A 25,110-nucleotide genomic window follows, 5' to 3' on the forward strand; every position below is an offset into this window, starting at 1 on the left:
TGCCGTCTGAAACTTTCAGACGGCATTTGTTTTATCCTTCAAACGGCCAAAACATCGGGATCAACAATAAAGTCAGCGCCATCAAAATCACATTCAGCGGCAAACCGATTTTCACAAAATCACCGAAGCGGTAGCCGCCTGCGCCGTACACCATGGTATTGGTCTGGTAACCGACCGGCGTCATCAGGCTGGCACCGGCGGCGAACATCACCGCAATCAGAAACGGCTCCGGACTCACGCCGAGCATTTTGGCCGTAGAAATGGCAATCGGCGCAAACAACACCGCCACGCCGGAATTGCTCATGAATTCGGTCAACAGCTTGGTCACCAAATACAGCGCGCCCAATGCCAACAAGGGGCCGGAATCTTTCACCAAGCCGACGGTGTGATCCACCACATATTGCGCCGCGCCGGTTTCAGTCATGGCCAAGCCCAAAGGCAGCAATCCGGCTAACAGAATAATAATCCGCCAGTTAATCGCTTTGTAAGCGGCTTCGGCACTCAAGCAGCCGGCCGCCACCATCGCCACTGCACCCATCATCGAAGTCATGCTGATGTGCGCCCATTCCAAGGCGGCCACAATCACCACCGCCAGCATCACCACAATAGAAAACGACGCGCGCCAGTTGTTCGGCATCGGTTTTTCACCTTCGGCCAACACGATAAAAGCCGAGTCGTGGCGGAAATCGTCGATGTCTTTGCGTGGCACCAGCAACAATAAAATATCGCCGACTTTGAATTTCAGACGGCCTAATTGTTTGCGCACGATATTGCCGCGCCGCTGCACACCAATCACTTGCACGCTGCGGCTCCAGCCATCGTCTTGCAACGTATCCAGCCGCTCTTGCGCCCAATCGGAACCGGGTGCAATCATGGCTTCAACCACCACCAAATCCTGTTCTTCCTGATGGCTGTTGTCCTGATTGTCGTGCAGCTCCAAACCAAACTGCTGCTGCAAGCCGAGCAGGTTTTCCGGTTCGGCGCGAATCAGCAACACATCATCCACATGCACCATCTGATGCGCGGGCAGCGATAATTTTTCACCACGGCGGATTAAAGCCAGCGGAAAGGCATGAAATTCTTTGCGCATGGCCGAATCGCTGATGGTTTGGCCGATAAGCAGCGAATCTTGTTTCACTTGGAACTCAGCCACATAATGACCGTTGGAACGGCTGTCGTTTTCCTGCATGCCGGTATCGGGCAGGAAGCGGTACACCAGCAATAAATACACGCAACCGGCGGCTAACAGCAGCAAGCCGAACAGGGTAAAATCAAACACGCCGAAATCGGCTGCGCCCTGCTGCTCGGCAATGCCGTTGACCAGCAGGTTGCTCGATGTGCCAATCAGCGTGGTCAAACCGGCCATCTGCGCCACCAACGACAAAGGAATCAAGGCTTTTGACGGCGCCATGCCGATTTTGTAGGCCGACGCCAGCACAATCGGGATAAACACCGCCACCACGGCGGTATTGCTGATGAACATCGACATTACCGTCGCCGAAACAAACATCACCAGCAAAAACATCAACGGCGATTTCACCTGCCCAAGCATTTGGCCTATGCGGTTGAGCGCCCCACTGTGTTGCAGGCCGGCGGCGAGAATAAACATCGCCGCCACGGTGATAGTTGATGAATTGCTAAAGCCGCTCAAGGCATCTTTGCCATCGATTAAGCCTGTTGCCGCCAGCGACACAATCAGCAATATCGCCACCGCGTCCATGCGCACTTTTTCAGTGGCAAACAGCACAATTGCCACCGAGGTAATGAATAAAGTTAAACCGATTTCTAATGTCATTGTTTTTCCTTACGCTCGGTTTTTATAGTTGTTTCAAATAAAAATCAGACAGCGTTGCCAGCGCCCTATGCTATTTGGGAATAAATGAGAATGATTCCCTTAGTTGAATTTTGCTATCTTACACAATTCCGTGTCACGAAAATGTAAAATTTTCATCAAAAAAATAGACAAGCTTCTCAAGCAGCGCACAATAAATGAATATGCCAAAGACAGTGATGTTGCCAAGATCTTGGGCTTAATGAAAAAACAGGCCGTCTGAAACCTTTCAGACGGCCTGTGGATCATCAAACCACGTTTATTGCGCACCCACCACCACAACATGCAAATCGCTGAATTTCAGCCGACGCTGCCAGGCATCTTTGATTTGCGCGGTGGTGAGCTGTTCCACCGCTTTCGGGTAGTCTTGCAAATAGCTGCTTTCCAGATTATGCACACCAATCAGGCTCAAGTATTTCAGCAGCTTGGCATTGGAATCAAAGCGCAGCGGGAAACTGCCGATGATGTTGGCCTTAGCCTGTTTCAACTCGGCTTCAGTCGGCCCTTCGGCGATGAATTGCTCTACCACCGCCTGCACATCGGCCAAAGAAGCGCGGGTGTTTTTCTTTTGGGTCGAATAACCAATGCTGAACACGCCTGCTTCGGTCAGCGGCATCAGGCTGCTGTACACGCCGTAGGTATAGCCTTTTTGGTCGCGCAGGCGGTTCATCAATCGGCTGTCGAAGCCGCCGCCGCCCAACACATAATTGCCTGCCACCAAAGCGTAATAATCGGGGTCGTGGCGTTTAATCAGCGGCATGCCCAAAATAATTTGCGCCTGTTCGCCGGCAAACGGAATGTCACGGCGCTGGGCGGTTTGTGCTTGCACCGGCGCAATCTCGCTGCCCGCTTGGCTGGTGTTCGGCAAGCCTTTTAGTGCGGTTTGCACCATTTTTTCGGCTTGGCGGCGGCTGACATCACCGACAATCGCCACCACGGCGTTGTCTTTACCGTAATGGGTGCGGTGGAACGCGCGGATGTCGTCAAGCGTGACGGCTTTCAGGCTGTCCACCGTCACATACGCATCGCTGCCGTAAGGATGGTTCGGATACGCGAGCTTGGTAAACGCGCGCTCGGCGGCAAAATCGGGCGTGGTTTCCTGCTGCTGCAAAGCGGTAATCGCTTGCTTTTGACGGCGGGCAAACACAGCCGGATCAAAGCGCGGTGAGATTAAGGATTCGTTGATTAAGGCCAAAGTCTGGTTCAGGTTTTTGGCTTGACTCAAACTGCGGAAACCGATGGTCGCGGTTTCGTGGCCGCTGCCACTGCCGATGTTGGCGGCGATGTCGTTGGCTTTTTCATTGAAGGCCTCTTCATCCAGCGTTTTTGTGCCGTCGGTCAACAGTGCGGCGGTAAATTCGGCCACTTGGCTTTTGCCCGACGGATTGAACACGCCGCCTGCGCCTTTGAAGCTGATTTCCATATCGACAATCGGATTTTCACGGCGCTCGACCAGCAGAATCTGCGTGCCTTCCAGTGTCGTCCAGCGCTGAATGTCGGCAGCGGCTTGGGCGGTCAGCGGCAGGGCAGCCAGCGCGAGCAGTAAAGTTTTAGAATACATGGTTAGCCTTTCGGTTGAGGCCGTCTGAATGTTTCAGACGGCCTGTGGATTATTTTGCTGCTGTTTGCGGTTTGACAACGACCACGCTGGAGCGTTTGTCGGTCAGCAATTTAGCGGCAGCCTGCACGTTGGCGGCAGTCACTTTTTGCAGGCGGCGGCGGATTTCGGCTTCATCGCTGTAACGGAAACCGCGTGTTTCCAAGCGCCCCATCAAAGATGCTTGCGAGGTCATGGAATCGCGCGCGTAGATTTCGCTGCTCATCATGCGGGTTTTGACGCGTTTGAGTTCGTCCTTGCCCACGCCGTTGTCGGCGATGTCTTGGATTTCGGCACGCATGGCGGCCAGCAAATCTTGTTCGCTCACGCCGTTGCTCGGCATGGCCACCACGTTAAACAGCGGCATTTCGCGGCTCAAAATATCGTAGTTCACGCCCACACTCAAAGCGATTTGCTTGCCGCGCACAAGGTTTTTATCCAGGCGGCTGGATGAATTACCCGACAAAATATCGCTCAACACATCCAGCGCGTAAGGCAGCGTGTCGTTAATTTTTTGCAAGGCAGGCACGCGGTAAGACAAAGCCACCAAAGGCTGGCGGGTCACGGCGGAAGTGGTCTCAGCAAACACCGGCTCGCGCTCAAAAGCTTCGCTCAAATCGTTGCGCGGCGGCAGGGTTTTGGCAGGAATGCTGCCGAATAATTGCGAGGCCGTCTGAAGGGTTTGCTTGACATCGACATCGCCGACAATCACCAAAGTGGCATTATTGGGCGCGTAAAACTGACGGTACCAATCGCGCAAATCGTCGGCTTTAAGCGTGTGCAAATCGTCCATGTAACCAATCACGCTGGCGCGCATCGACGGCTTGGTGAAGCTATTAAGGAAAACGTGTTCCCACATTTTGCCGGCGGCGGTGTCTTCGGTGCGCTGGCGGCGTTCTTCCCGAATCACGCTCATTTCATTAATGAAATCTTTGTCGCTGAAATTGAGGTTTTGCATGCGGTCGGCTTCGAGCTTCAACACTTCCGGCAGATTGGCGGCAGAAATGTTTTCGTAATACACGGTTTCGCTGCGGTTGGTGTAGGCATTGTGTTTGCCGCCCAAAGCCGCCACGCGCTGATGAAACTCACCGGCCGGCACCGACGGCGTACCTTTAAACATCATATGCTCCAACGCATGGCTCAAACCGCTTTTGCCCGGTTTTTCATCGACGCTGCCGACCTTATACCAAAGCTGCGACACCGCCACCGGCGCGCGTTTGTCTTCTTTGACAATCACTTTCAGACCGTTGGGCAGGGTTTGCGACAACGTTTGCGCCCACACAGGCGCGGCAATGGCCAACGCGGCCAGCCAGACGGTTTTGCGTAACATGGTTTTCCTCATCGTTGCAGTTGAATGGAATGATAAACATTTCCATCCAAATGATAAAGCGCGTTTGCACGGTTTCACAGTAGCGTGTTCAGACGGCCCAAGCCCTTTACCCGATTTCCGTGATGGCGGATAATAGCCCTGATTTGATCCGCTTTTTTCCATTCATACAAAGGAAACATCATGGCATTTTTGAAACTGACCGACCAAAACGTCAACGGCAAAACCGTTCTGATTCGCGCCGACATGAACGTCCCGTTTAAAGACGGCCAAATCAGCGACGACACCCGCATCCGCGCCTCGCTCGAATCCATCCAATACTGCCTAGATAACGGCGCAGCGGTAATCGTGATGACCCACCTCGGGCGCCCGACCGAAGGCGAATTCAAGCCGGAAGACGATGTCGCCCCTGTGGCCGCGCATTTGGGCAAACTCTTGGGCAAAGAAGTCAAGGTGTTGAACGACTGGCGTGACAACGCGCCTAAACTGCAAGCCGGTGAAATTGGCATGCTGCAAAACGTGCGCATCAACAAAGGCGAAAAGAAAAACGATTTGGAGCTGGGCAAAGCCTACGCCGCTTTGTGTGACGTGTTCGTCAACGACGCATTCGGCACCGCCCACCGCGCCCAAGCCTCAACCGAAGCCGTGGCACAAGCCGCACCGGTAGCCTGCGCAGGCGTATTGATGGCAGGCGAACTCGAAGCCTTGGGCAAAGCCTTGAAAGAACCGGCGCGCCCGTTGGTGGCAATTGTGGCCGGCAGCAAAGTATCAACCAAGCTGACCATTTTGGAATCACTGGCCGACAAAGTGGATCAACTGATTGTCGGCGGCGGCATCGCCAACACTTTCCTGCTGGCAGAAGGCAAAGCCATCGGCAAATCATTGGCCGAAGCCGACTTGGTGGAAGAATCGAAAAAAATCTTGGCCAAAATGGCGGCCAAAGGCGGCTCTGTACCGCTGCCGACTGATGTGGTGACCGCCAAAGAATTTGCCGAAACCGCCGCAGCCGAAACCAAATCCATTGACGATGTGGCCGCAGACGACATGATTTTGGATGTCGGCCCGCAATCGGCGCAAGCCTTGGCCGAAGTGTTGAAAAACGCCGGCACCATCGTGTGGAACGGCCCGGTCGGCGTGTTTGAATTCGACCAATTTGCCGGCGGCACCGAAGCCGTGGCCAAAGCCATTGCCGAGAGCCAAGCCTTCTCGATTGCCGGTGGCGGCGACACGTTGGCGGCGATTGCCAAATTCGGCATCACCGACCAAATCAGCTACATTTCCACTGGCGGCGGCGCGTTCTTGGAATTCTTGGAAGGCAAAGAATTGCCTGCCGTCGCAATTTTGGAAAAACGCGGCGCGTAATATTGTTTGATTGTGGATAAGTAAAGGCCGTCTGAAACATATGTTTTCAGACGGCCTTTTATTAACTAGATTTATCACAAATCCAATTTCATAATCGATACCGTTTCACCGTTGTACCAATGTTGCGCAATTTCCTGCCAGCCGAATTTGGCATACACGGCCTGCATATCGGGTGTATATAAATAGAGGCTTGGCAGCTTCATCTCGCGGGCAGCGGCCAAGCAATGTTGCACCAATTTTTTGCCCACGCCTTCGCCGCGATATTCGGGCAACACAAACACATCGCCCAGCCAATATTCATAATCGCTGAAAGCTTGAATATCGTGGCGTTTGAGCGCGGCCGAACCTTTCAGACGGCCTTGTTCATCTACTGCGGCAAAAGCCACAGGCAGTGGCGCTCCGTTTAGACAGGTTTGGTAATACGTATGGATTTTCGCCACATCTGCCCACGGCGCAAAATCGTGCCATTCGGTATGCAGGGCTTGGGCAAGCGGGGCGATGTGTTTGGGTAATAAGGGAATAATACGGCAATTCATGGAAATGTCATTGAGATGATAATTGCTTTATGATATAACATGCTGGCTGCAATGGCAGTTTTTATTCACACATTCGGAGAAATTCATGGATTGGTATTTAAAAGTATTGAAAAACTATGTCGGCTTCAGCGGCCGCGCACGCCGCAAAGAATATTGGATGTTTACCTTATTCAATGCGATTGCGTTTATTCTGTTGAGCATCATTGACGGCATCATCAGTTCTGCTAATTCGCAGGGCGGCTTTGGCATGTTGTCATCGATTTATTTGTTGGCCGTGTTTTTGCCTTCAATTGCGGTTACGACACGCCGCTTGCACGACACCGACCGTTCGGGCTGGTGGCAACTGCTGCTGATTATTCCGGTAATCGGTACGGTTGTGGTGTTGGTGTTTACTGCAATGGACGGCACACGTGGCGACAACCGTTTCGGCGCTGATCCAAAAGCGGGCGAGCGCTTATAACAGATTGAATGAAAAAAGGGGAACTGTTTACCAGTTCCCCTTTTTTCATGCTTATTGGTTGGCTTTGGTGCCGCCCGGGCCGTAAACCGCGTTCCAAGCCGAATCCAGCTGCTGGCCGGCTTGCTGCAATACGGTTGCCTGCTGGGTTTTTACCGCGGTTGCCGCTTGAATTTCGCTTTGCAAACGGGTGATGTCTTCCTGCGCTTGTTGGGCGCGTTTTTGCGCATCGGCTAAATTGGTTTGCAGGGTAATCAGTTTGCTGTCGTTGTCGTTTTGCGCTTTCAGGGCGCTGCGGTAAGCAGATTGTGCCGAGAGCAAGGCATCTTCGGCAGGACCGGCATAGGCGGCTGCGGATACCGCCAACACGGCGATAGTCAGAAATCTTTTCATGGGTACGTCCTTTAAAGATGGGGTTTGCCGGATAATGTAGCATAATCGAGGCCGTCTGAACACTTTGCATAAGGTTCAGACGGCCTGTTATTGAATCAACAAAAATCATCCACAACTTAGCTGCGGATACGGCGCAACACTTCTTCTTTGCCGATTAAGGCCAATACTTCGTCCACGCTCGGGGTTTTGGCGGTGCCGCACACGGCCAGACGCAGCGGCATGCCGAGTTTGCCCATTTTGATGTTTTCTTCGTCGCAAAACGGCTTGAACAAATCGTGAATCGACTCGGCATTCCATTCGGCCACGCCTTCGAGTTTGTCGGCAAAGCGCAGCATACGCGCGGCGGCTTCGTCGTTCCAATGTTTTTGCACATCGGCTTCGGCAGGGGTTTGTTTTTGGTAGAAATACAGGCACTCGTCGGCCAGCGTGTTCAAATCTTGCGCACGGTCTTTTACCAAGGCCAACACGTCTTCCAGCGGCGGCTGGCTGGTGTCGGTCAAGCCGCGCACGGCCAAGCGCTCTTGCAGCAATTCGGCCAATTGGTCATTCGGCGTGATTTTGATGTGTTCGCCGTTAATCCAATAGAGTTTCTTCAAATCCATGCGGCTTGGCGATGGGGAAACATCTTTCAAATCAAACCATTCGATGAATTGTTCCATGGTGAAAAACTCATCGTCGCCGTGCGCCCAGCCCAAGCGTGCCAAGTAATTGAGCATGGCTTCAGGCAAAATGCCTATCGCGCCGAAATCGGTAATCGCCACGGTGTCGCCGCTGCGTTTGGAGATTTTTTTGCCCTGCTCGTTGAGAATCATCGGCAGATGGGCGTATTCCGGCAAAGTGGCGCCGATGGCTTTTAAGATGTTGATTTGTTTTGGGGTGTTGTTGACATGGTCGTCACCGCGAATCACATGGGTCACGCCCATGTCGTAATCGTCCACCACCACGCAGAAATTGTAGGTCGGTGTGCCGTCGGCGCGGGCGATAATCAAGTCATCCAGCGCTTCGTTTGGAATGCTGATGTCGCCTTTCACCAAATCGTGCCACGCGGTCGCGCCTTCCAGCGGGGTTTTGAAACGCACCACCGGCTCTACGCCTTCGGGAATTTGAGGCAGGTTTTTGCCTGCTTCCGGACGCCAGCGACGGTCGTAAGTGGCGGTGCCTTCTTTCTCGGCCTGCTCGCGCATGGCTTCCAATTCTTCTTTGGAGCAATAGCAGTGATACGCGTGGCCGCTTTCTAAAAGCTGGGCGATGACTTCTTTATAGCGGTCGAAACGGCGGGTTTGGTACACGACATTGTCGGCATTGTCGTAATGCAGGCCGACCCAATTCATGCCGTCTAAAATGATGTTGACTGATTCGGCAGTAGAACGCGCCAAGTCGGTGTCTTCGATGCGCAGCAGGAATTCGCCTTTGTGCTTGCGTGCATACGCCCATGAAAACAAGGCGGTGCGCACGCCGCCGATGTGGAGGTAGCCGGTCGGGCTCGGGGCAAAACGGGTTTTGACGGTCATGATGGTTTTCCTAATGCGGTGCTGATGAAAGGGGTTATTGTACTGTTTTCAGGCGGTTTGAACAATTCACAGGCCGTCTGAATGCGTGTTCAGACGGCCTGTGGATAAATGGACAACTCAATTGCGGCGGGTGAGGATATTCCAGATTTTGTCGCTCCAGCTTTCAAATTGGTAGAGAAACAGCGCATAGCTTTCCTGTAGCAAGAATTTGTCGCGCTCTTTACCGGCATCGTAAAGCGTGGTCGGCGTGGCGGAAACGGCGGCATTCATACCGAAATTTTTAGCAATCGCCTGTGCGCGTGCCAAATGGTAAGGATCGCTCACGATAACCAGCGTTTCAATGCCGTTAGGGCGCAATAAGGGCTGGATATTTTGCAGGTTCTCATAAGTGTTGCGCGAGGTGTTTTCAAACACAATATGCCGCGCCGGAATGCCTTGTTTGATGGCATAGCGCCGTCCGACTTCGGCTTCGGTCATGAAGCCTTTTTTCGGTGTGCCACCGGTGAAAATAATTTTGTCCACACGCTGGCTTTGATACAGCGTAATCGCATGGTTGATGCGCTCGCGGAACACGGGCGACGGGCGTTTGTCCCACGCTGCCGCGCCCAATACCACCGCCGCATCGGCATGAAAATCTTTCGGCAGCGTCTGATTGCCCATGCGGTACACCTGCCAAACCGTCACGGCAAACATCGCCAGCACCAGCAATACGCTGAGTGCCAGACCGCGCAACAAATAGAAGCGCAAGCCGGTTCGACTGTGGAACAAATGGGGCATGATTCAGACGGCCTCTCAATATCAGGTTATGCCAATAAGGCTTCGATGTTTTCCAATGGGCGGCCAATCGCGGCGCGTTCGCGGCCGACCAAAATCGGGCGCTCCAACAAGGCAGGATGCTCAGCAATGGCAGCAAGCAGCGCGTCATTGTCGATATCGGGTGCGTTTAAACCCAATTCTTTGTATAAATCGTCTTTCACGCGCATCATGCCGCGCACATCGTCCAAACCGAGTTTGCGGAAAATCTCGGTTAAGGTTGCCAAATCCGGCGGCGTGGTCAAATAATGCACCGTTTCGGCTTTAATTGCGCGCGATTCCAATAAAGCCAAGGCCGCACGCGATTTGCTGCAGCGGTTGTTGTGATACAAAATCCATTCAGACGGCATGATGATCTTCCTATGGTGAATCGTCTTATTATCAACCCCATTGTGGCTTTACTCAACCATGTTGATGAGTCATTGGGAATAAATCTCATTTTTGTGCAAAAATCCAACACCTTGACTTGAACCAAAACATTGGCCGTCTGAAAGGTTTACAATAGGCATATTATCAACCTCATTATTTGGGCCACGACCATGAAAACATTATCCGCCCTGATTTTCGCTTCCCTGACTTTCTTCTCTGCCAACGCATTCGCTGCCGATTTGCAAATGTGGAACAGCACCGCGCCGCAATCGCTGCAAAATCTGAAAGCGCCGGTGCGCGTGGTGAACCTGTGGGCAACGTGGTGCGGCCCGTGCCGTAAGGAAATGCCGGAAATGTCGGCATGGTATAAAGCGCAGAAAAAAGGCAGTGTCGATATGGTCGGCATTGCGCTGGATTCCACCGACAACATCGGCAAATTTTTGAAAACCACGCCGGTGGCTTATCCGATTTGGCGCTACAGCGGCACCAGTAGCCGCCAATTTATGAAATCGTTCGGCAACCAAGTCGGCGTGTTGCCGTTTACCGTGGTGGAAGCGCCCAAATGTGGTTACAAACAAACCATCACCGGCGAAGTCAACGCCAAAAGCCTGACTGCTGCCTTAAAAGCCGCCCAAGCCAAGTGCAAATAAGATTTGCCGCCGCTTCGGCGGTTTGGCATATCAGGTGTCACCGTTTTGTGTTATAAGTGGTTCATACAACAACAAACAAAGCAGAACAGGAGCCACAGATGGATATTTTTAAAGCATTAATCGAAAACCACGACGTGCAACGCAAGCTGTGCGACGAATTGGCTACAGCCAAGCAGTGGGAAACGAAAAAGAAAAAATACGAAGCCTTGCGCCTTGAATTGGTGGCACACGCGGTGGCGGAAGAGCGTCATCTGTATCTGCCCCTGATGCAATACGATGACGGCATGGAAATTGCCCGCCACGCCATTGCCGAGCATCACGAAATGGACGAATTAATCGCCACCTTGAGCGACGGGCGCACCGGCGAGAGCCGCTGGCTGGAAACGGCGGAAGAATTGATCGAAACCGTTGAGCATCATTTGAAGGAAGAAGAAGACGAAATTTTCGTTGACGCGCGTAAAGTGTTGGATAAAGCCCAAATCGACCGTTTGGGGCCGCTTTATCAAACCGAATACGAAGAATTCAAAGCAGCCGAAAGCCAATAAACCCTATTGTTTCACCCGCTTGCCGAGCTGACAATAAGCTGTGGATAAATTCGGGATAAAAATGCCGAGCCTTATCCACCCTGCCGCTGCCGATTGTGCAGCGGTTTTGCCGTCTGACGGTAAGTGTCCCGAACAAATATTGTTCAAAACGGTGCAAAGCCTTTATAATCGGGCAAATCCGATTTTTTCAGACGGCCTGCAGCAGGGTTTATCCACATAGAGAAAATGCTGTTGTTGCATGCATATTAACATCGGCATAACAAGGGGAATTTTGTGGATAATTTTTTTAATCCCTTTATTTTTTAGGCCGTCTGAACCATTTTTCAGGAAGAGTTATGATTCGTTTCGAACAAGTTTCCAAAACCTATCCCGGCGGTTTTGAAGCCTTAAAAAACGTCAGCTTTCAAATCAACAAAGGCGAGATGATTTTCATCGCCGGCCATTCAGGCTCGGGAAAATCAACCATTTTGAAGCTGATTTCGGGCATCACCAAGCCGACCGAAGGCAAAGTGTGGTTCAACAAGCAGGATTTGAGCGAACTGAGCGACAACCAAATTGGCTTTATGCGCCAACACATCGGCATTGTGTTCCAAGACCACAAAATTCTCTACGACCGCAACGTGCTGCAAAACGTGATTCTGCCCTTACGCATCATCGGCTACCAACCGGCCAAAGCAGAAGAGCGTGCACGCATTGCGATTGAAAAAGTCGGTTTGAAAGGCCGCGAATCGGATATGCCGGAGTCGCTTTCCGGTGGTGAGCAGCAGCGTTTGTGCATTGCCCGTGCTGTGGTACACCAGCCCAGCCTCTTGATTGCCGACGAACCTTCCGCCAGCCTCGACCGCGCCTACGCGCTCGACATCATGGAATTATTCAAAACCTTCCACGAAGCGGGCACCACCGTGATTGTGGCGGCACACGATGAAACGCTGATGGCCGATTACGGCCACCGCGTCATCCGCCTGCAGAAAGGACGTTTGGCATGAGTTTGATTCATTATGTTTCGCTGCACGTCGAATCGGCACGCGCTGCGTTGAAACAATTAATCCGCCAACCTGTCGGCACTTTGCTGACCCTGCTGATGCTGGCGATTGCCATGACCCTGCCGCTGTTTCTCTATTTGGGTGTGCAAAGCGGCCAAAGCATTTTGGGCAAATTGAACGAATCGCCACAGATTACCGTGTATATGGAAACCGATGCGGCCAAAGCAGATACGGATACGGTGCAGAATCTGTTGCAACGCGATACGCGTTTGGATACGGTGCGCTTCATCAGCAAACAAGACGGCTTGGAAGAATTGCAATCGAATCTGGATCAGAATTTGGTGTCGATGCTGGATGAAAATCCGCTACCGGATGTGTTTATCGTTATCCCCGATGCCAATGCTTCTCCGGCACAAATGCAAGCGATTTATCAGGATTTGGTGAAGCTGCCGATGGTGGAATCGGCGACCATGGATACGGAATGGGTGCATACCCTGTATCAAATCAATGATTTTATCCACAAGATTTTGTGGTTTTTGGCGATTACCTTAGGCATGGCGTTTATTTTGGTGGCACACAACACCATCCGCCTGCAAATCTTGAGCCGCAAAGAAGAAATCGAAATCACCAAGCTGCTGGGGGCGCCGGCTTCGTTTATCCGCCGCCCGTTTCTGTATCAAGCCGTGTGGCAGAGCTTACTCTCCGCCACCGTGAGCTTGGGCTTGTGTGCATGGCTGCTTAATACCGTGCGCCCGATGGTCGATTCGATTTTTAAACCTTACGGCCTGAATATCGGCTGGCGCTTCTTCAACGGCAGCGAAATTGCGCTGGTATTGGGTTTTGTGATTGCGCTGGGCGTATTCGGCGCATGGCTTGCCACCACGCAGCATTTGCTCGGGTTTAAAGCGAAAAAATAAATGGTTTCAGACGGCCTGTGGATAACATAGGCCGTTTTTATTTGGCCTAGTTTTTTAAAACCGCGTACAATCTTTTCAGACGGCCTGAAGTCTTAGCCCTAGTTCGTTTTCCACCCTATCTATCCTGAAAGGAACCCTCATGACGGCACTTCAAACCATCGCCCAACACTTGTCTGACCACCGCCAAACCGTTACCAGCGCGGAATCCTGCACCGGCGGTTTATTGTCGGCCGCGTTTACCAGTATTTCCGGTAGCTCGCAGTGGTTTCACCAAAGCTTTGTCACCTACAGCAACCAAGCCAAACAAAATACCTTGGGCGTCATGCCCGAAACCTTGTTGCAACACGGCGCAGTCAGTCGCGAAACGGTACATGAAATGGCGCGTGGGGCAAAGGCGGTGGCGCAGGCGGATTATGCACTGAGTATTTCCGGTATCGCAGGCCCCAACGGCGGCAGCAAAGACAAACCGGTCGGCACGGTTTGGTTCGGCTTAGCCACGCCGGTGAAAAACATCGAATGCACGGCTTTATTCGAAGGCGACCGAGAAAGCGTGCGCCGCCAAGCAGTGAATTTTGCTTTAAACCTCTTGGCAGAACATTTAACTTCCCGTTAAGCTGTGAGGTAAATAGCAGATATAAAAAAGCCGTTTGGAACGATCCAAACGGCTTTTTTGAAACTCAACATATTTAGTCGTGAACTTTTAACAGCTCCACCTCAAAAATCAAAGTCGCATTCGGCGGAATCACGCCACCGGCACCGCGCGTGCCATAACCCATTTCTGCAGGGATGGTTAATTTGCGTTTGCCGCCTTCTTTCATGCCGCCGAAACCTTCGTCCCAGCCCTGAATCACTTGGCCAACACCCAAAATAATGGTCAAAGGCTGGCCGCGGTCAACGCTGGAATCGAATTTGGTGCCGTTTTCCAACCAACCGGTGTAATGTACGGTGATTTCTTTGCCTTTAACGACTTCTTTGCCGCTGCCGACTTCAATGTCTTCAATAATCAAGCTCATGCTGTTTCCTTCTTTGCGTTGGAGAGGGGAAGGTTTAGCTTAACACATTTTCTGCGCATCGACACACTGATGCAGTGGCAGCAGCATTTCCTGCTTTTTTGTTTTTTTGCGCTCGTAGCGGTTCCATGCTTTTTCATGGAAATAAAACACCACAGTATTGACCATCGGCTCAATCAAGGCCACTGCGCTGGAAATGCCAATGCTGCCGGTCAAAATATAGGCCACGCTAAAGGCTACGCCGAAATGAAGCATTGCAAAGGTAATGGTTTTAATCATAATATTGTCCTCCAAGGCCGTCTGAAACCCGGCCCGTATCATTAAGACAAATAATAACGATTCGCAAATCATGCGTACAGTTGGATATTTTTATTTAATCTTAGTTTAAAACAATCGTTATAAAATTTCTCATAAAGGAAAATTATATGAAGCCGCTAAAAATCGTCATGCTCGACCGCGCTACGCTGCCGGAACGCGACATTACCTTTGATTTTCCACATGAATTGATTTGCTACGATGCCACCGAGCCGCACGAAGCCCCAGCTCGTATTAATGGCGCCGATATCGTGATGACCAATAAAGTGGTGGTCTCCGCCGAAGCCATTCAACAAAATCCACAGCTTAAACTGATTGCCGTGGCGGCCACCGGCGTGAACAATGTCGATGTCGAAGCAGCCAAACAAGCCGGTGTGGCGGTGGCGAATGTGCGCGCTTACGGCAATGAATCGGTGGCGGAACACGCCTTTATGCTGATGATTGCCTTAAGCCGCAACCTGCCTGCCTATCAACGCGATGTTGCCGCCGGCTTGTGGGAACAATCGCCGTTTTTCTGCCATTACGGTGCGCCGATGCGTGATTTAAACGGCAAAACATTGGCAATTTTTGGGCGCGGCAACATCGGCCAAACTTTGGCGCGCTATGCCGAAGCTTTCAATATGAAGGTGGTTTTCGGCGAACACAAACATGCCGAAATGGTGCGTGAAGGTTATGTCTCGTTTGACGAAGCCATTCAGACGGCCGATGTGATTTCGCTGCACTGCCCGCTGACCGAGCAAACCACCAATATGATTGGTGAGAACGAATTGAAACAAATGAAACCCGGCGCGATTTTGATTAACTGCGGCCGCGGCGGTTTGGTTGATGAAACCGCCTTAGTCGCTGCCCTGAAATACGGTCAGATCGGCGGTGCAGGGTTTGATGTGTTGACCGAAGAGCCGCCGCGCAATGGTAATCCGTTGCTCAAAGCCCGTTTGCCAAACTTGATTATTACGCCACACATGGCTTGGGCAAGCCACGAAGCCATCAACCGTTTGTTTGATATTTTGCTGGATAATGTGGATAAGTTTGTCAAAGGCCAGCCGCAGAATTTGGTGTAAGGTTCAACAAACAATCCACAATCGAGTAGCCTTCATTTCATAAGGTTTCGATGAATCAAGGTGTATCCATGCCAAAATACTTCTTGAAAACTTGTGGATAATTTTGTGAACAATATTAAAATGCCGTCTGAAAGGTTCAGACGGCATTTTATTTTTTATTGCTAATTCAAAAAGATAGAATCATAACTTTATCTATTGACTTTGATATTCAATGTGGAAAAACTTATCACGAATAAAATCAAGGCCGTCTGAAATACTTTCCGATTTCAGACGGCCTTGAATCAATCAGCCATTAAAGCAGATTTAGGTAAATCAGTTATCCACAATTGATTAAATATCGTAAGTGGTTGACGCAGTGTCGCCGCCGGTACCAGTCCAGTTGGTGTGGAAAAATTCACCACGCGGACGGTCGGTTCGCTCGTAAGTGTGTGCGCCGAAGTAATCGCGTTGTGCCTGCAGCAGATTGGCCGGTAAACGTTCGGTGGTGTAACCGTCCAAGAAGGTAATCGCCGACGCCATACACGGCATAGCAATGCCGCTTTCAATCGCTTTGGCCACCACTTTGCGCCATGCCGGCAAGCAGCTTTCTAATACGCCTTTGAAATACGGATCGGTACCCAAGAACACCAAATCCGGATTGGCTTCGTAAGCATCGCGGATGTTGCCCAAGAAAGCGCTGCGGATAATGCAGCCTTCACGCCACAGCAAAGCGGTGTTGCCGTAATTCAACGCCCAGTTGTTGGTTTCGCTGGCTTCGCGAATCAACATAAAGCCTTGGGCGTAAGAAATGATTTTTGACGCCAACAGCGCTTGGCGCAAAGCATCCACCCACTCGGCTTTGTCGCCGCTGATTGGGGTGATGGTTTTGCCGAACAGCTTGCCGGTTTGTACGCGTTGTTCTTTGAATGCCGATACGCAACGGGCGAACACTGCTTCGGAAATCAGCGTCAACGGAATGCCCAAATCCAAGGCGTTAATGCCAGTCCATTTGCCGGTGCCTTTTTGACCGGCGGTATCGAGAATTTTTTCAACCAGCGGTTCACCGTTTTCGTCTTTGTAGCCCAAAATATCGGCTGTGATTTCAACCAGATAGGAATCCAACTCGGTTTGGTTCCACGCGTTAAAAATGTCGTGCATTTCATCGTAAGACAAACCCAAGCCGTCTTTCATGAATTGGTAGGCTTCGCAAATCAGCTGCATATCGCCGTATTCAATGCCGTTGTGCACCATTTTGACAAAATGGCCGGCACCATCACGACCAACCCAATCGCAGCAAGGCTCGCCTTCAGGCGTTTTCGCGGCGATGGCTTGGAAAATCGGTTTCACTTCCGGCCATGCACTTTCGTCGCCGCCCGGCATAATTGAAGGGCCGTTGCGCGCGCCTTCTTCACCGCCCGATACACCGGCGCCGATAAAGCGGATGCCTTTAGCAGCCAGCTCGTGTGTGCGGCGGGTAGAGTCAGGATAATTGGCATTGCCGCCGTCAATGATGATGTCGCCTTGGTCCAATAAAGGCACCAATTGTTCGATAAAATCATCGACCACGGCACCTGCACGCACCATCATCATGATTTTGCGTGGTTTTTCTAATTTATCAACCAAGTCTTGCAGCGAATATGCGCCAATAATATTGGTGCCTTTGGCGGCACCATTTAAAAAATCGTCTACTTTACTGGTGGTACGGTTAAACGCCACTACTTTAAAACCGTGGTCGTTCATGTTCAAAATTAGGTTTTGACCCATGACGGCCAAACCAATGACACCGATGTCGCCTTTCATTGAAGGAAGCTCCGTTATTGTTAATTTATCGGGCATTACTCTACCCGATTTACAGTGTTTTAACAATCCTTAACTTTTTAATTTTTTGAAAAGTTAGCTTAAGGTTTTTATTTGGCTTGAAAAGCCGTAAACAGAATAATACTAAAATTTAAAATATAAAAAGATTATGATTATGAGCAGGCAATTTTCTTGTGTATAACTTTTATCCCGATTATTTTTCAAAAACTTATCTAAAAAGAAACTGCAAGGATAAAGCGGCTTGTGGATTGTTTATCAATGTGGATAATTTAAAAAATTTCAGACGGCCTGTGTATAAATATCGGCTTACCGACAAGCTTATGCCAACTTATTCTTGGAAAATGCGAACGCTTTGGGCTATAGTCGGTCTGTTTAAAGTTATACATTCAACTTAAGCTTATTCAGGCCGTCTGAAACATGAGAAAAGAGGAGTATCAAATGAAATCGACTTGGACACTAAGCATTCTGGCCACTTTGGTGCTGGCCGCTTGTGCACAATCTTCCGCGCCGAAACCGGCCGCGGTTTCCGCCGACAGCCACGCGCCGGAACAAGGCACGGGTTTGACCGAACAGAAATTGGTGCACGCCAAAGAATTTATGGCTGCTTCTGCCAATCCACTGGCCACCGAAGCTGGTTATGAAATTTTGAAACGCGGCGGCAGCGCGATTGATGCGATGATTGCCATGCAAACCACTTTGAGCCTGACTGAGCCGCAATCTTCCGGCTTGGGCGGCGGCGCGTTTTTGGTGTATTGGGACAATAAAGCCAAAAAGCTCACCACGTTTGACGCGCGCGAAACCGCACCGAAATCAGCCACACCGGAATTATTTTTAGATGAAAACGGCAAACCGCTGGCCTTTATGAAAGCCGTGGTCGGCGGCCGTTCGGTTGGTGTGCCGGGTATTCCGAAACTTTTGGAAGATACCCACAAGCGTTATGGCAAATTGCCGTGGCAAAGCCTGTTTGACAAGCCGATTCAGCTGGCCGAGCAAGGTTTTGCCGTGTCGCCACGCATGTCGCAATCCATCGAGCAAAACAAAGAATCGCTGCAACGTTATCCACAGACTGCTGCCTATTTCCTGCCTAACGGCGCACCATTGGCCGCAGGTACGATGTTGAAAAACCCTAAATTTGCCCAATCGGTAAAACTGTTGTCCAAAGAGGGCAGCGCGCCGTTTTATCATGGCAAACCCGCGCAGAATATGGTGAACACCATCACTGGCGCGGCGGACAATCCGGGCAAAATCACGCTGACCGATTTCAAAAACTACCGCGTGATTGAGCGCACGCCGGTGTGTTCGCCTTATCGTGAATACGAAGTGTGCGGCATGGGTGCGCCAAGCTCGGGCGGCATTGCCTTGAGTCAGATTTTGGGCATTTTGCAAACGCAAGACATGAAAAAATTGGGCGCAGAAAATATCCACAGCTGGCGCTGGATTGGCGACGCCTCACGCGTGGCCTTTGCCGACCGCGATTACTATGTGGCTGATCCTGATTTCGTAACCGTGCCGACCAAAGCCTTAATCAGTCAATCTTATTTGAATAGCCGCGCACAAGAAATCCGCGCCACCGACAAAGCCCTGCCGCAAATCAACGCCGGTAAATTGAGCAACCAATTTGCCGCCGGCAAACCGGTGGAGCTGCCTTCGACCAGCCACATCGTGGTTGTGGATAAAGAAGGCAACGTGGTTTCCATGACCACTTCGATTGAAAACGCGTTTGGCTCTACCCTGATGGCCAACGGCTATTTGTTGAACAACGAATTGACCGACTTCGCCTTTAATCCGGCCAATGCCGAAGGCAAAGTAGTGGCCAACAGCGTAGCCGGCGGCAAACGCCCGCGCTCTTCCATGGCACCGACCATCGTGATGAAAAACGGCAAGCCTTATATGGCTGTCGGCTCACCGGGCGGCAGCCGCATTATCGGTTATGTGGCCAAAACCTTAGTCGCGCACATCGACTGGGGCATGGATATTCAGACGGCCATTTCCCTGCCAAACATGCTCAACCGCGGCAGCAGCTATGAAATCGAGCAAAACACCGCCGCCACTGAGTATGCACCGCAATTGGAACAACTGGACTATAAAGTGCAGGTGCGTGATTTGAATTCGGGTGTGCAAGGCATTGTGATCGGTCAAGACGGTTTACAGGGCGGTGCCGATCCGCGTCGAGAAGGAAAAGTGATGGGGGATTGATCAAACCTTTGCTGAGACCTTTGCAAACTCCCCACCTTTGGCACATTTCATCGTTGTGCGCTGCTCGAAAGCTTGCCTATCTTAATGATATGTCTTCGCCTTCTGCGCTGCTATCACTTCGAACTGTACTCAAATCTGGGGTTTTGCAAAGGTCTCTTGCGTTGAATAAAAAAATGCCGTCTGAAAGGTTTCAGACGGCATTTTTGTGGATAAGTGTTCAGCGTTAAGCCGCGCTCGGCAATTCATGGAATGCAGCCGGTAAATCGTCTTCGTGGCTGAATTCTACCCACTCATAATTGCTTTCATCGGCCAAAATCGCACGCAGTAAGGCGTTGTTAATGGCGTGGCCGGATTTGTAGCCTTCGAATGCGCCGATAATCGGGTGGCCGACGATGTATAAATCGCCGATGGCATCGAGAATTTTGTGGCGCACGAATTCATCGGGGTAGCGTAAACCTTCCGGATTCAAGATATCCACATCGTCAATCACGATGGCGTTGGTCAGGTTACCGCCCAAGCCAAGGTTGTGGGCGCGCATGAGCTCGACTTCCTGCATAAAGCCGAAGGTGCGGGCGCGGGCAATTTCGTCCACATATGATTTGCCGGCGAAGTCGATTTCAAAAGTCGGCGCGCTGCGGTTGAACACGGGATGGTCGAATTCGATGGTCAACGTCACTTTAAAGCCGTCGTAAGGGGTGAAACGCACCCATTTGCCGGTTTCTTTCACTTCTACCGGTTTCAAAATACGTAGGAAACGTTTTTGCGCTTTTTGATCCACAATACCAGCATCCTGCAACAGATAAATAAACGGCAGGCTGGAGCCGTCCATAATCGGGATTTCGGGTGCGTTGAGTTCGATTAAGGCGTTATCCACACCGTAGGCGGATAAGGCGGACATAATGTGTTCGATGGTGCCGACGCGCACGCCGTTTTCGGTCACCACGGTGGACGACAGGCGGGTATCGTTGATTAGGTAAGGCGTGAGTTTGATGATTTCGCCCTGCTCGCCGCTCAAATCGGTGCGACGAAAGGAAATGCCGCTGTTTTCCGGTGCAGGATGCAGGGTCAGCGCAACGCGTTCGCCCGAATGCAGGCCGACGCCGGTGACGCTGATGGATTTGGCAAGCGTTCTTTGTAACATAATGGCTCTCCAATAATGAATAATTTGATAATACGATAAAAATGAATCAATCAGCCATCATTTTTAATAGTATTTACTTATGATTTCATTAAAACGCAATAGGCCGTCTGAAAAAATAGTGGGTAATCGGTGGAAAAAGATGCACTTATCCACAGATTAAAAAAGAAGTAGATGGTTTATCCCATTTTGTGATGCCGTTTCAGCGAAGGTTAAACCCAGCATAATAGATAATCTATCATTTTGTTTTCACATTGATTTGTTTACTTATCCACACTACAATTAAGCCATCATCAAAATCATCTTTTTATTTTAATAAATTTTGAATTGTAGTGGTGTATCCTCTTTTATGTTTTGTTTTACCAACAAGGTTTCTTTCAGACGGCCTTATTTGACTGTTTATTTATTTAAATCAAACATTTTTAAAGTAGTGGAATGTAATCGTAGGTAGTAGTTTTATTTCACGATACAATCAAGCCATCGAAAATTTTCCCCTTTTTATGTAGGAGTACACACATGAGCATTAAAGTTGCGATTAATGGTTTCGGCCGTATTGGCCGCTTGGCGTTACGTCAAATTGTAAAAGCCGAAGGTATTGAAGTTGTCGCGGTGAACGACTTGACCCCTGCCGATATGTTGTTGCACCTGTTTAAATACGACAGCACCCAAGGCCGTTTCCAAGGTACTGCCGAATTGAAAGACGATGCAATCGTGGTTAACGGCAAAGAAATCAAAGTATTTGCCAACCCGAATCCTGAAGAATTACCTTGGGGTGAATTGGGTGTAGATGTGGTATTGGAATGTACCGGTTTCTTCACCAGCAATGAAAAATGCCAAGCACACATCCGTGCCGGCGCACGTAAAGTGGTGATTTCTGCACCAGGCGGCAACGATGTGAAAACCGTGGTATTCGGTGTGAACGAATCTGTATTAGACGGCAGTGAAACCGTGATTTCTGCTGCTTCATGCACCACCAACTGCTTGGCGCCTATGGCAGCTGTGTTGCAAAAAGAATTCGGTGTGGTAGAAGGTTTGATGACCACCATCCACGCGTACACCGGCGACCAAAACACCTTGGACGCACCGCACCGCAAAGGCGACAAACGCCGTGCCCGTGCTGCTGCCATCAACATTGTGCCAAACAGCACCGGTGCAGCCAAAGCCATCGGCTTGGTGATTCCGGAATTGAACGGCAAATTGGACGGTTCTGCCCAACGCGTACCGGTGGCGACCGGCTCGTTGACTGAATTGATCACCGTGTTAGAACGCCAAGTGACCAAAGAAGAAATCAACGCTGCGATGAAAGCTGCTGCGAATGAATCTTACGGCTACACCGAAGACGAAATCGTGTCTTCTGATGTGGTGGGCATTGAGTTCGGTTCATTGTTTGATGCCACCCAAACCCGCGTGATGACCGTTGGTGACAAACAATTGGTGAAAACCGTGGCTTGGTACGACAATGAAATGTCTTACACCTGCCAATTGGTGCGCACTTTGGCATACTTTGCCGCTAAAATCTAATTGATTTAAATGTAAAAATGCCGTCTGAAAAATAATTTTTCAGACGGCATTTTTTGTTTATCGCCATATTTATGCTTGATGCAAGGCCACATTAATAATGGTGGCGGTTTGCGCTTGAATTTGAAATTTCACTTCGTAATCCAAAATGTTCATCACATAAACACGCTCGGGAATGTTTTGATAGGCCGGGCGCGGGTCTTGGGCAATGCTTTGCGCAATCACATCACACTCTTTAGTGGATAAAGCGGTTTGCAGCGCTTCATCTTGCCACACGACAGCCAACTCTTGCGGTTTGCCGGTAACAAAGCCGCTGGCGGCATCAGGCTTGGCTTCGACAAATGGGATATAGGGTTTGATGTCGATGACCGGTGTGCCGTCGAGCAAATCCGCGCCGCTGCAATAGAGTTTCACGGTTTTGTCGGTTTCAATGCGTTCGAGTTTGAGTAGCGACAAACCGAGATGATTGGGGCGGTGTGGGCTGCGTGTGGCAAATACGCCCATTTTCTGTTTGCCGCCTAAACGTGGTGGCCGTACCAACGGCGACCAACCTTCGCCCAACACACCATGAAAAATAAAGCTGACCCAGATATAACCGAAATCTTCCAAACCGCGCACGCTGTCGGCATTGAATTCAGGGTTTAACTCAATGCATACTTCCGCTGCCGGCACCAAGCCTGGCTGACGCGCCACGCCGAATTTTTGTTTGTAGGGAGAATGCACGCGGGCAATGGTTTCGATGGTGTAAGACATGGTCGGCAAGGAGAGAAAAACCGTATCATATCACAGCAATAAGCCCCAAATTGGGCATGGGTTTGATATAATACTCAAGCTTATTTTGCTGATAAACTGCATGTCAAACAGTGTTTCACGCGTTTTGATATAGTAGCGATTTGGCTAAGTAATAAATATTTATTTAAAATCAAATAGTTATCATTGTTTCACGTGAAACATTACCGCTTATGAAAATTCTGCTTGTCCGTTTGTCCAGTATGGGCGATTTGATTCACACCTTGCCTGCTGTACAAGATTTGGCGCAACAGCGTCCGGATGTGGAATTGCATTGGTTGAGTGAAGCCGGTTTCGCCGATATTACCCGCTTGCACCCGTTTGTTAAAAAAGTGCATACCATGAAGTGGCGGCAGTGGCGGAAAAACCTGACTCAAGCAGAAACATGGCGTGAAATAGGCCGTCTGAAAACGGCTTTGCAACAAGAGCAATTTGATTTTGTGCTGGATAGCCAAGGGCTGATGAAAAGTGCTTTATTTGCCAAAATGGCGAAAGCGCCGATTTATGGCTTGGATCAACACAGTGCGCGTGAAAGCTGGGCGGCACATTTTTATCAGCAGAAGTTTGCTGTAGAAAAAGGTAAAAATGCGGTATGGCGCAATCGCGCATTGTTTGCGCAAGTATTCGGTTATACCATGCCGGCGCAGCAATCTTTTGGGTTAGAAGTGCCTGAAGCAGGCCGTCTGAATAATTTAGAAACGCCTTATTATGTGGCGCTGCATGCCACCAGTCGCGATAGCAAATTATGGCCGTCTGAAAACTGGATGGCCTTATTGCAGAAATTGCATGCCGAGCAAAATGCCAAGGTGTATCTGCCTTGGGGTAATGCCACCGAGAAAGCACGTGCTGAACACATCGCCGCTGATCTGTCGTTTGCCATTGTGTACGATAAAATGAATTTATTGCAGGCAGCGGATTTATTGGATAAGTCTGTTGGCGTGATAGGTGTGGATACTGGGTTGCTGCACTTGGCCAATGCCTTGGATAAGCCGGTAGTCGGCATTTATACCGATACCGATCCGTTGAAAACCGGTGTGCAAGTGTCGCCGTGGGCGCAGAATTTGGGTAATGTGGCGCAAATCCCTGCAGTAGAAGAAGTTTATAATGTGTTGATGGAATGCGTAGCTGCTAAAAATAATCATCAGGCCGTCTGAAGCGCAATACCATCAAATCACTAAGCCGATGATTGAATCGGCCGAATTGAAATTATTTTTGAAATTCCTGTTTAGGAGTATGGAATGAAAGCATTGGTCGCAGTAAAACGCGTGGTCGATTACAACGTGAAAGTCCGTGTGAAGGCGGATGGCTCGGATGTGGATATCGGTAACGTGAAAATGTCGATGAACCCGTTTGATGAAATTGCCGTAGAAGAAGCCGTGCGCTTGAAAGAAGCCGGTAAGGTCAGCGAGATTGTGACTGTGTCTATCGGTGAAAAAAAATGCGAAGATACCTTGCGCACAGCCTTGGCAATGGGTGCAGACCGCGCAATTCACATCGAAGCCGATGTCAAGCTCGAGCCTTTGGCTGTGGCCAAATTATTGAAAACCGTTGCCGATAAAGAAAACCCACAAATTGTGTTGCTGGGTAAGCAGGCGATTGATGACGATGCTAATCAAACCGCGCAAATGCTGGCTGCTTTGTTGAATGCGCCGCAAGCAACATTTGCCTCTAAAGTAGAATTAAACGACAACGAAGTCATCGTGACCCGCGAAATTGATGGCGGCGAAGAAGTGATTGCATTGAACCTGCCTGCAGTGATCAGCGCCGATTTGCGTTTGAATGAGCCGCGCTTTGTGAAATTACCTAATATTATGGCGGCCAAGAAAAAGCCGCTGGAAAAAGTCGCTTTGGCCGATTTAGGCGTGGATACTGTCGCACGCGTCAATGTGGTGAAAGTATTGGAGCCTAAAGCACGTCAAGCTGGGGTGAAAGTTGCCAGCGTGGCCGAATTGGTTGAGAAATTGAAAAACGAAGCTAAAGTGATTTAAGGGAGCG

26 protein-coding genes are annotated in these 25,110 nt (G+C 50.3%); 13 read left to right on the plus strand and 13 right to left on the minus strand.

Features of this window, described 5'->3' with window-relative positions:
• Positions 1-31 precede the first annotated feature (31 nt).
• The 3 genes from ACM67B_RS00155 to ACM67B_RS00165 all read right to left on the minus strand — a co-directional run bounded on the left by ACM67B_RS00155 (position 32) and on the right by ACM67B_RS00165 (position 4,758).
• Entirely contained in the window at positions 32-1,795 is a 1,764-nt protein-coding gene (locus ACM67B_RS00155) for an SLC13 family permease (RefSeq protein WP_416189662.1), read from the minus strand.
• A 295-nt stretch (positions 1,796-2,090) separates the two neighbouring features.
• Positions 2,091-3,392, minus strand: coding sequence for a M16 family metallopeptidase (locus tag ACM67B_RS00160; RefSeq protein ID WP_416189663.1), 1,302 nt, complete (start codon positions 3,390-3,392; stop codon positions 2,091-2,093).
• 49 nt (positions 3,393-3,441) lie between these two features.
• Complete coding sequence (locus ACM67B_RS00165; RefSeq protein WP_416189664.1) at positions 3,442-4,758, minus strand: M16 family metallopeptidase; 1,317 nt, start codon at positions 4,756-4,758, stop codon at positions 3,442-3,444.
• A 180-nt stretch (positions 4,759-4,938) separates the two neighbouring features.
• Between ACM67B_RS00165 and ACM67B_RS00170 the strand changes: the two genes are divergently transcribed.
• On the plus strand, positions 4,939-6,117 hold the full coding sequence (locus ACM67B_RS00170; RefSeq protein WP_416189665.1) for a phosphoglycerate kinase: 1,179 nt from the start codon (positions 4,939-4,941) through the stop codon (positions 6,115-6,117).
• Positions 6,118-6,191: 74 nt separating this feature from the next.
• On the opposite strand, the gene ACM67B_RS00175 is transcribed toward ACM67B_RS00170, so the two are convergent.
• Positions 6,192-6,653, minus strand: a complete 462-nt coding sequence (locus ACM67B_RS00175; RefSeq protein WP_416189666.1) for a GNAT family N-acetyltransferase — start codon at positions 6,651-6,653, stop codon at positions 6,192-6,194.
• Positions 6,654-6,738: 85 nt separating this feature from the next.
• Here ACM67B_RS00175 and ACM67B_RS00180 point away from each other — a divergent pair, with 85 nt between their 5' ends.
• Complete coding sequence (locus tag ACM67B_RS00180) at positions 6,739-7,113, plus strand: DUF805 domain-containing protein (RefSeq protein WP_416189667.1); 375 nt, start codon at positions 6,739-6,741, stop codon at positions 7,111-7,113.
• Positions 7,114-7,164: 51 nt separating this feature from the next.
• Here the strand turns inward: ACM67B_RS00180 and ACM67B_RS00185 are convergent, their stop codons facing one another.
• The 4 genes from ACM67B_RS00185 to arsC all read right to left on the minus strand — a co-directional run bounded on the left by ACM67B_RS00185 (position 7,165) and on the right by arsC (position 10,177).
• Entirely contained in the window at positions 7,165-7,503 is a 339-nt protein-coding gene (locus ACM67B_RS00185; protein WP_100564039.1) for a hypothetical protein, read from the minus strand.
• A gap of 116 nt (positions 7,504-7,619) precedes the next feature.
• Positions 7,620-9,014, minus strand: a complete 1,395-nt coding sequence (gltX, locus tag ACM67B_RS00190) for a glutamate--tRNA ligase (RefSeq protein ID WP_416189668.1) — start codon at positions 9,012-9,014, stop codon at positions 7,620-7,622.
• Positions 9,015-9,131: 117 nt separating this feature from the next.
• Complete coding sequence (locus ACM67B_RS00195; RefSeq protein ID WP_416189669.1) at positions 9,132-9,791, minus strand: YdcF family protein; 660 nt, start codon at positions 9,789-9,791, stop codon at positions 9,132-9,134.
• Positions 9,792-9,817: 26 nt separating this feature from the next.
• A complete protein-coding gene (gene arsC, locus ACM67B_RS00200; protein ID WP_416189670.1) occupies positions 9,818-10,177 on the minus strand; it encodes an arsenate reductase (glutaredoxin) in 360 nt (119 codons plus the stop codon).
• Between the two features lie 189 nt (positions 10,178-10,366).
• On the opposite strand from arsC, the gene ACM67B_RS00205 reads away from it, so the two are divergent.
• From ACM67B_RS00205 to ACM67B_RS00230, 6 genes are all read left to right on the plus strand, one after another.
• On the plus strand, positions 10,367-10,846 hold the full coding sequence (locus tag ACM67B_RS00205) for a TlpA disulfide reductase family protein (RefSeq protein ID WP_416189671.1): 480 nt from the start codon (positions 10,367-10,369) through the stop codon (positions 10,844-10,846).
• A 98-nt stretch (positions 10,847-10,944) separates the two neighbouring features.
• The gene (locus ACM67B_RS00210; protein WP_416189672.1) at positions 10,945-11,391 is read left to right on the plus strand and encodes a hemerythrin domain-containing protein; all 447 of its coding nucleotides are present in this window, start codon (positions 10,945-10,947) and stop codon (positions 11,389-11,391) included.
• Between the two features lie 61 nt (positions 11,392-11,452).
• A complete protein-coding gene (locus ACM67B_RS00215) occupies positions 11,453-11,611 on the plus strand; it encodes a hypothetical protein (protein ID WP_416189673.1) in 159 nt (52 codons plus the stop codon).
• Positions 11,612-11,726: 115 nt separating this feature from the next.
• Complete coding sequence (gene ftsE, locus ACM67B_RS00220) at positions 11,727-12,377, plus strand: cell division ATP-binding protein FtsE (protein ID WP_416189674.1); 651 nt, start codon at positions 11,727-11,729, stop codon at positions 12,375-12,377.
• The gene (gene ftsX / locus ACM67B_RS00225; protein WP_416189675.1) at positions 12,374-13,291 is read left to right on the plus strand and encodes a permease-like cell division protein FtsX; all 918 of its coding nucleotides are present in this window, start codon (positions 12,374-12,376) and stop codon (positions 13,289-13,291) included. Before ftsE ends, ftsX begins: the two co-directional genes overlap by 4 nt.
• 139 nt (positions 13,292-13,430) lie before the next feature.
• On the plus strand, positions 13,431-13,904 hold the full coding sequence (locus tag ACM67B_RS00230) for a CinA family protein (RefSeq protein WP_416189676.1): 474 nt from the start codon (positions 13,431-13,433) through the stop codon (positions 13,902-13,904).
• Positions 13,905-13,977: 73 nt separating this feature from the next.
• Here the strand turns inward: ACM67B_RS00230 and ACM67B_RS00235 are convergent, their stop codons facing one another.
• Positions 13,978-14,304: an FKBP-type peptidyl-prolyl cis-trans isomerase gene (locus ACM67B_RS00235; RefSeq protein ID WP_416189677.1), complete on the minus strand. Its 327-nt coding sequence runs from the start codon at positions 14,302-14,304 to the stop codon at positions 13,978-13,980.
• A 39-nt stretch (positions 14,305-14,343) separates the two neighbouring features.
• Positions 14,344-14,580, minus strand: a complete 237-nt coding sequence (locus ACM67B_RS00240; protein WP_416189678.1) for a DUF2061 domain-containing protein — start codon at positions 14,578-14,580, stop codon at positions 14,344-14,346.
• 146 nt (positions 14,581-14,726) lie between these two features.
• Here ACM67B_RS00240 and ACM67B_RS00245 point away from each other — a divergent pair, with 146 nt between their 5' ends.
• Entirely contained in the window at positions 14,727-15,677 is a 951-nt protein-coding gene (locus ACM67B_RS00245) for a D-2-hydroxyacid dehydrogenase (protein ID WP_416189679.1), read from the plus strand.
• A 330-nt stretch (positions 15,678-16,007) separates the two neighbouring features.
• Here ACM67B_RS00245 and gnd read toward each other — a convergent pair whose 3' ends face one another.
• Entirely contained in the window at positions 16,008-17,456 is a 1,449-nt protein-coding gene (gnd, locus tag ACM67B_RS00250) for a decarboxylating NADP(+)-dependent phosphogluconate dehydrogenase (protein WP_416189680.1), read from the minus strand.
• Positions 17,457-17,912: 456 nt separating this feature from the next.
• On the opposite strand from gnd, the gene ggt reads away from it, so the two are divergent.
• A complete protein-coding gene (ggt, locus tag ACM67B_RS00255; protein WP_416189681.1) occupies positions 17,913-19,670 on the plus strand; it encodes a gamma-glutamyltransferase in 1,758 nt (585 codons plus the stop codon).
• Between the two features lie 223 nt (positions 19,671-19,893).
• Here the strand turns inward: ggt and lpxC are convergent, their stop codons facing one another.
• Positions 19,894-20,811, minus strand: a complete 918-nt coding sequence (lpxC, locus tag ACM67B_RS00260; RefSeq protein ID WP_416189682.1) for a UDP-3-O-acyl-N-acetylglucosamine deacetylase — start codon at positions 20,809-20,811, stop codon at positions 19,894-19,896.
• Positions 20,812-21,324: 513 nt separating this feature from the next.
• On the opposite strand from lpxC, the gene gap reads away from it, so the two are divergent.
• Positions 21,325-22,329 carry a type I glyceraldehyde-3-phosphate dehydrogenase gene (gene gap / locus ACM67B_RS00265; protein ID WP_416189683.1) on the plus strand — a complete coding sequence of 335 codons (1,005 nt, stop codon included), beginning with the start codon at positions 21,325-21,327 and terminating at the stop codon, positions 22,327-22,329.
• Between the two features lie 69 nt (positions 22,330-22,398).
• Here the strand turns inward: gap and tsaA are convergent, their stop codons facing one another.
• Complete coding sequence (tsaA, locus tag ACM67B_RS00270) at positions 22,399-23,079, minus strand: tRNA (N6-threonylcarbamoyladenosine(37)-N6)-methyltransferase TrmO (protein WP_416189684.1); 681 nt, start codon at positions 23,077-23,079, stop codon at positions 22,399-22,401.
• Positions 23,080-23,288: 209 nt separating this feature from the next.
• Here tsaA and waaC point away from each other — a divergent pair, with 209 nt between their 5' ends.
• Together waaC and ACM67B_RS00280 are read left to right on the plus strand one after the other, a co-directional pair.
• Entirely contained in the window at positions 23,289-24,269 is a 981-nt protein-coding gene (gene waaC / locus ACM67B_RS00275) for a lipopolysaccharide heptosyltransferase I (protein WP_416189685.1), read from the plus strand.
• An 84-nt stretch (positions 24,270-24,353) separates the two neighbouring features.
• Positions 24,354-25,103 carry an electron transfer flavoprotein subunit beta/FixA family protein gene (locus ACM67B_RS00280; RefSeq protein ID WP_416189686.1) on the plus strand — a complete coding sequence of 250 codons (750 nt, stop codon included), beginning with the start codon at positions 24,354-24,356 and terminating at the stop codon, positions 25,101-25,103.
• Positions 25,104-25,110: the final 7 nt, after the last annotated feature.

Origin of the sequence: Neisseria sp. CCUG17229 (assembly GCF_047839235.1) — a bacterium.
Lineage (GTDB): Bacteria > Pseudomonadota > Gammaproteobacteria > Burkholderiales > Neisseriaceae > Neisseria > Neisseria brasiliensis.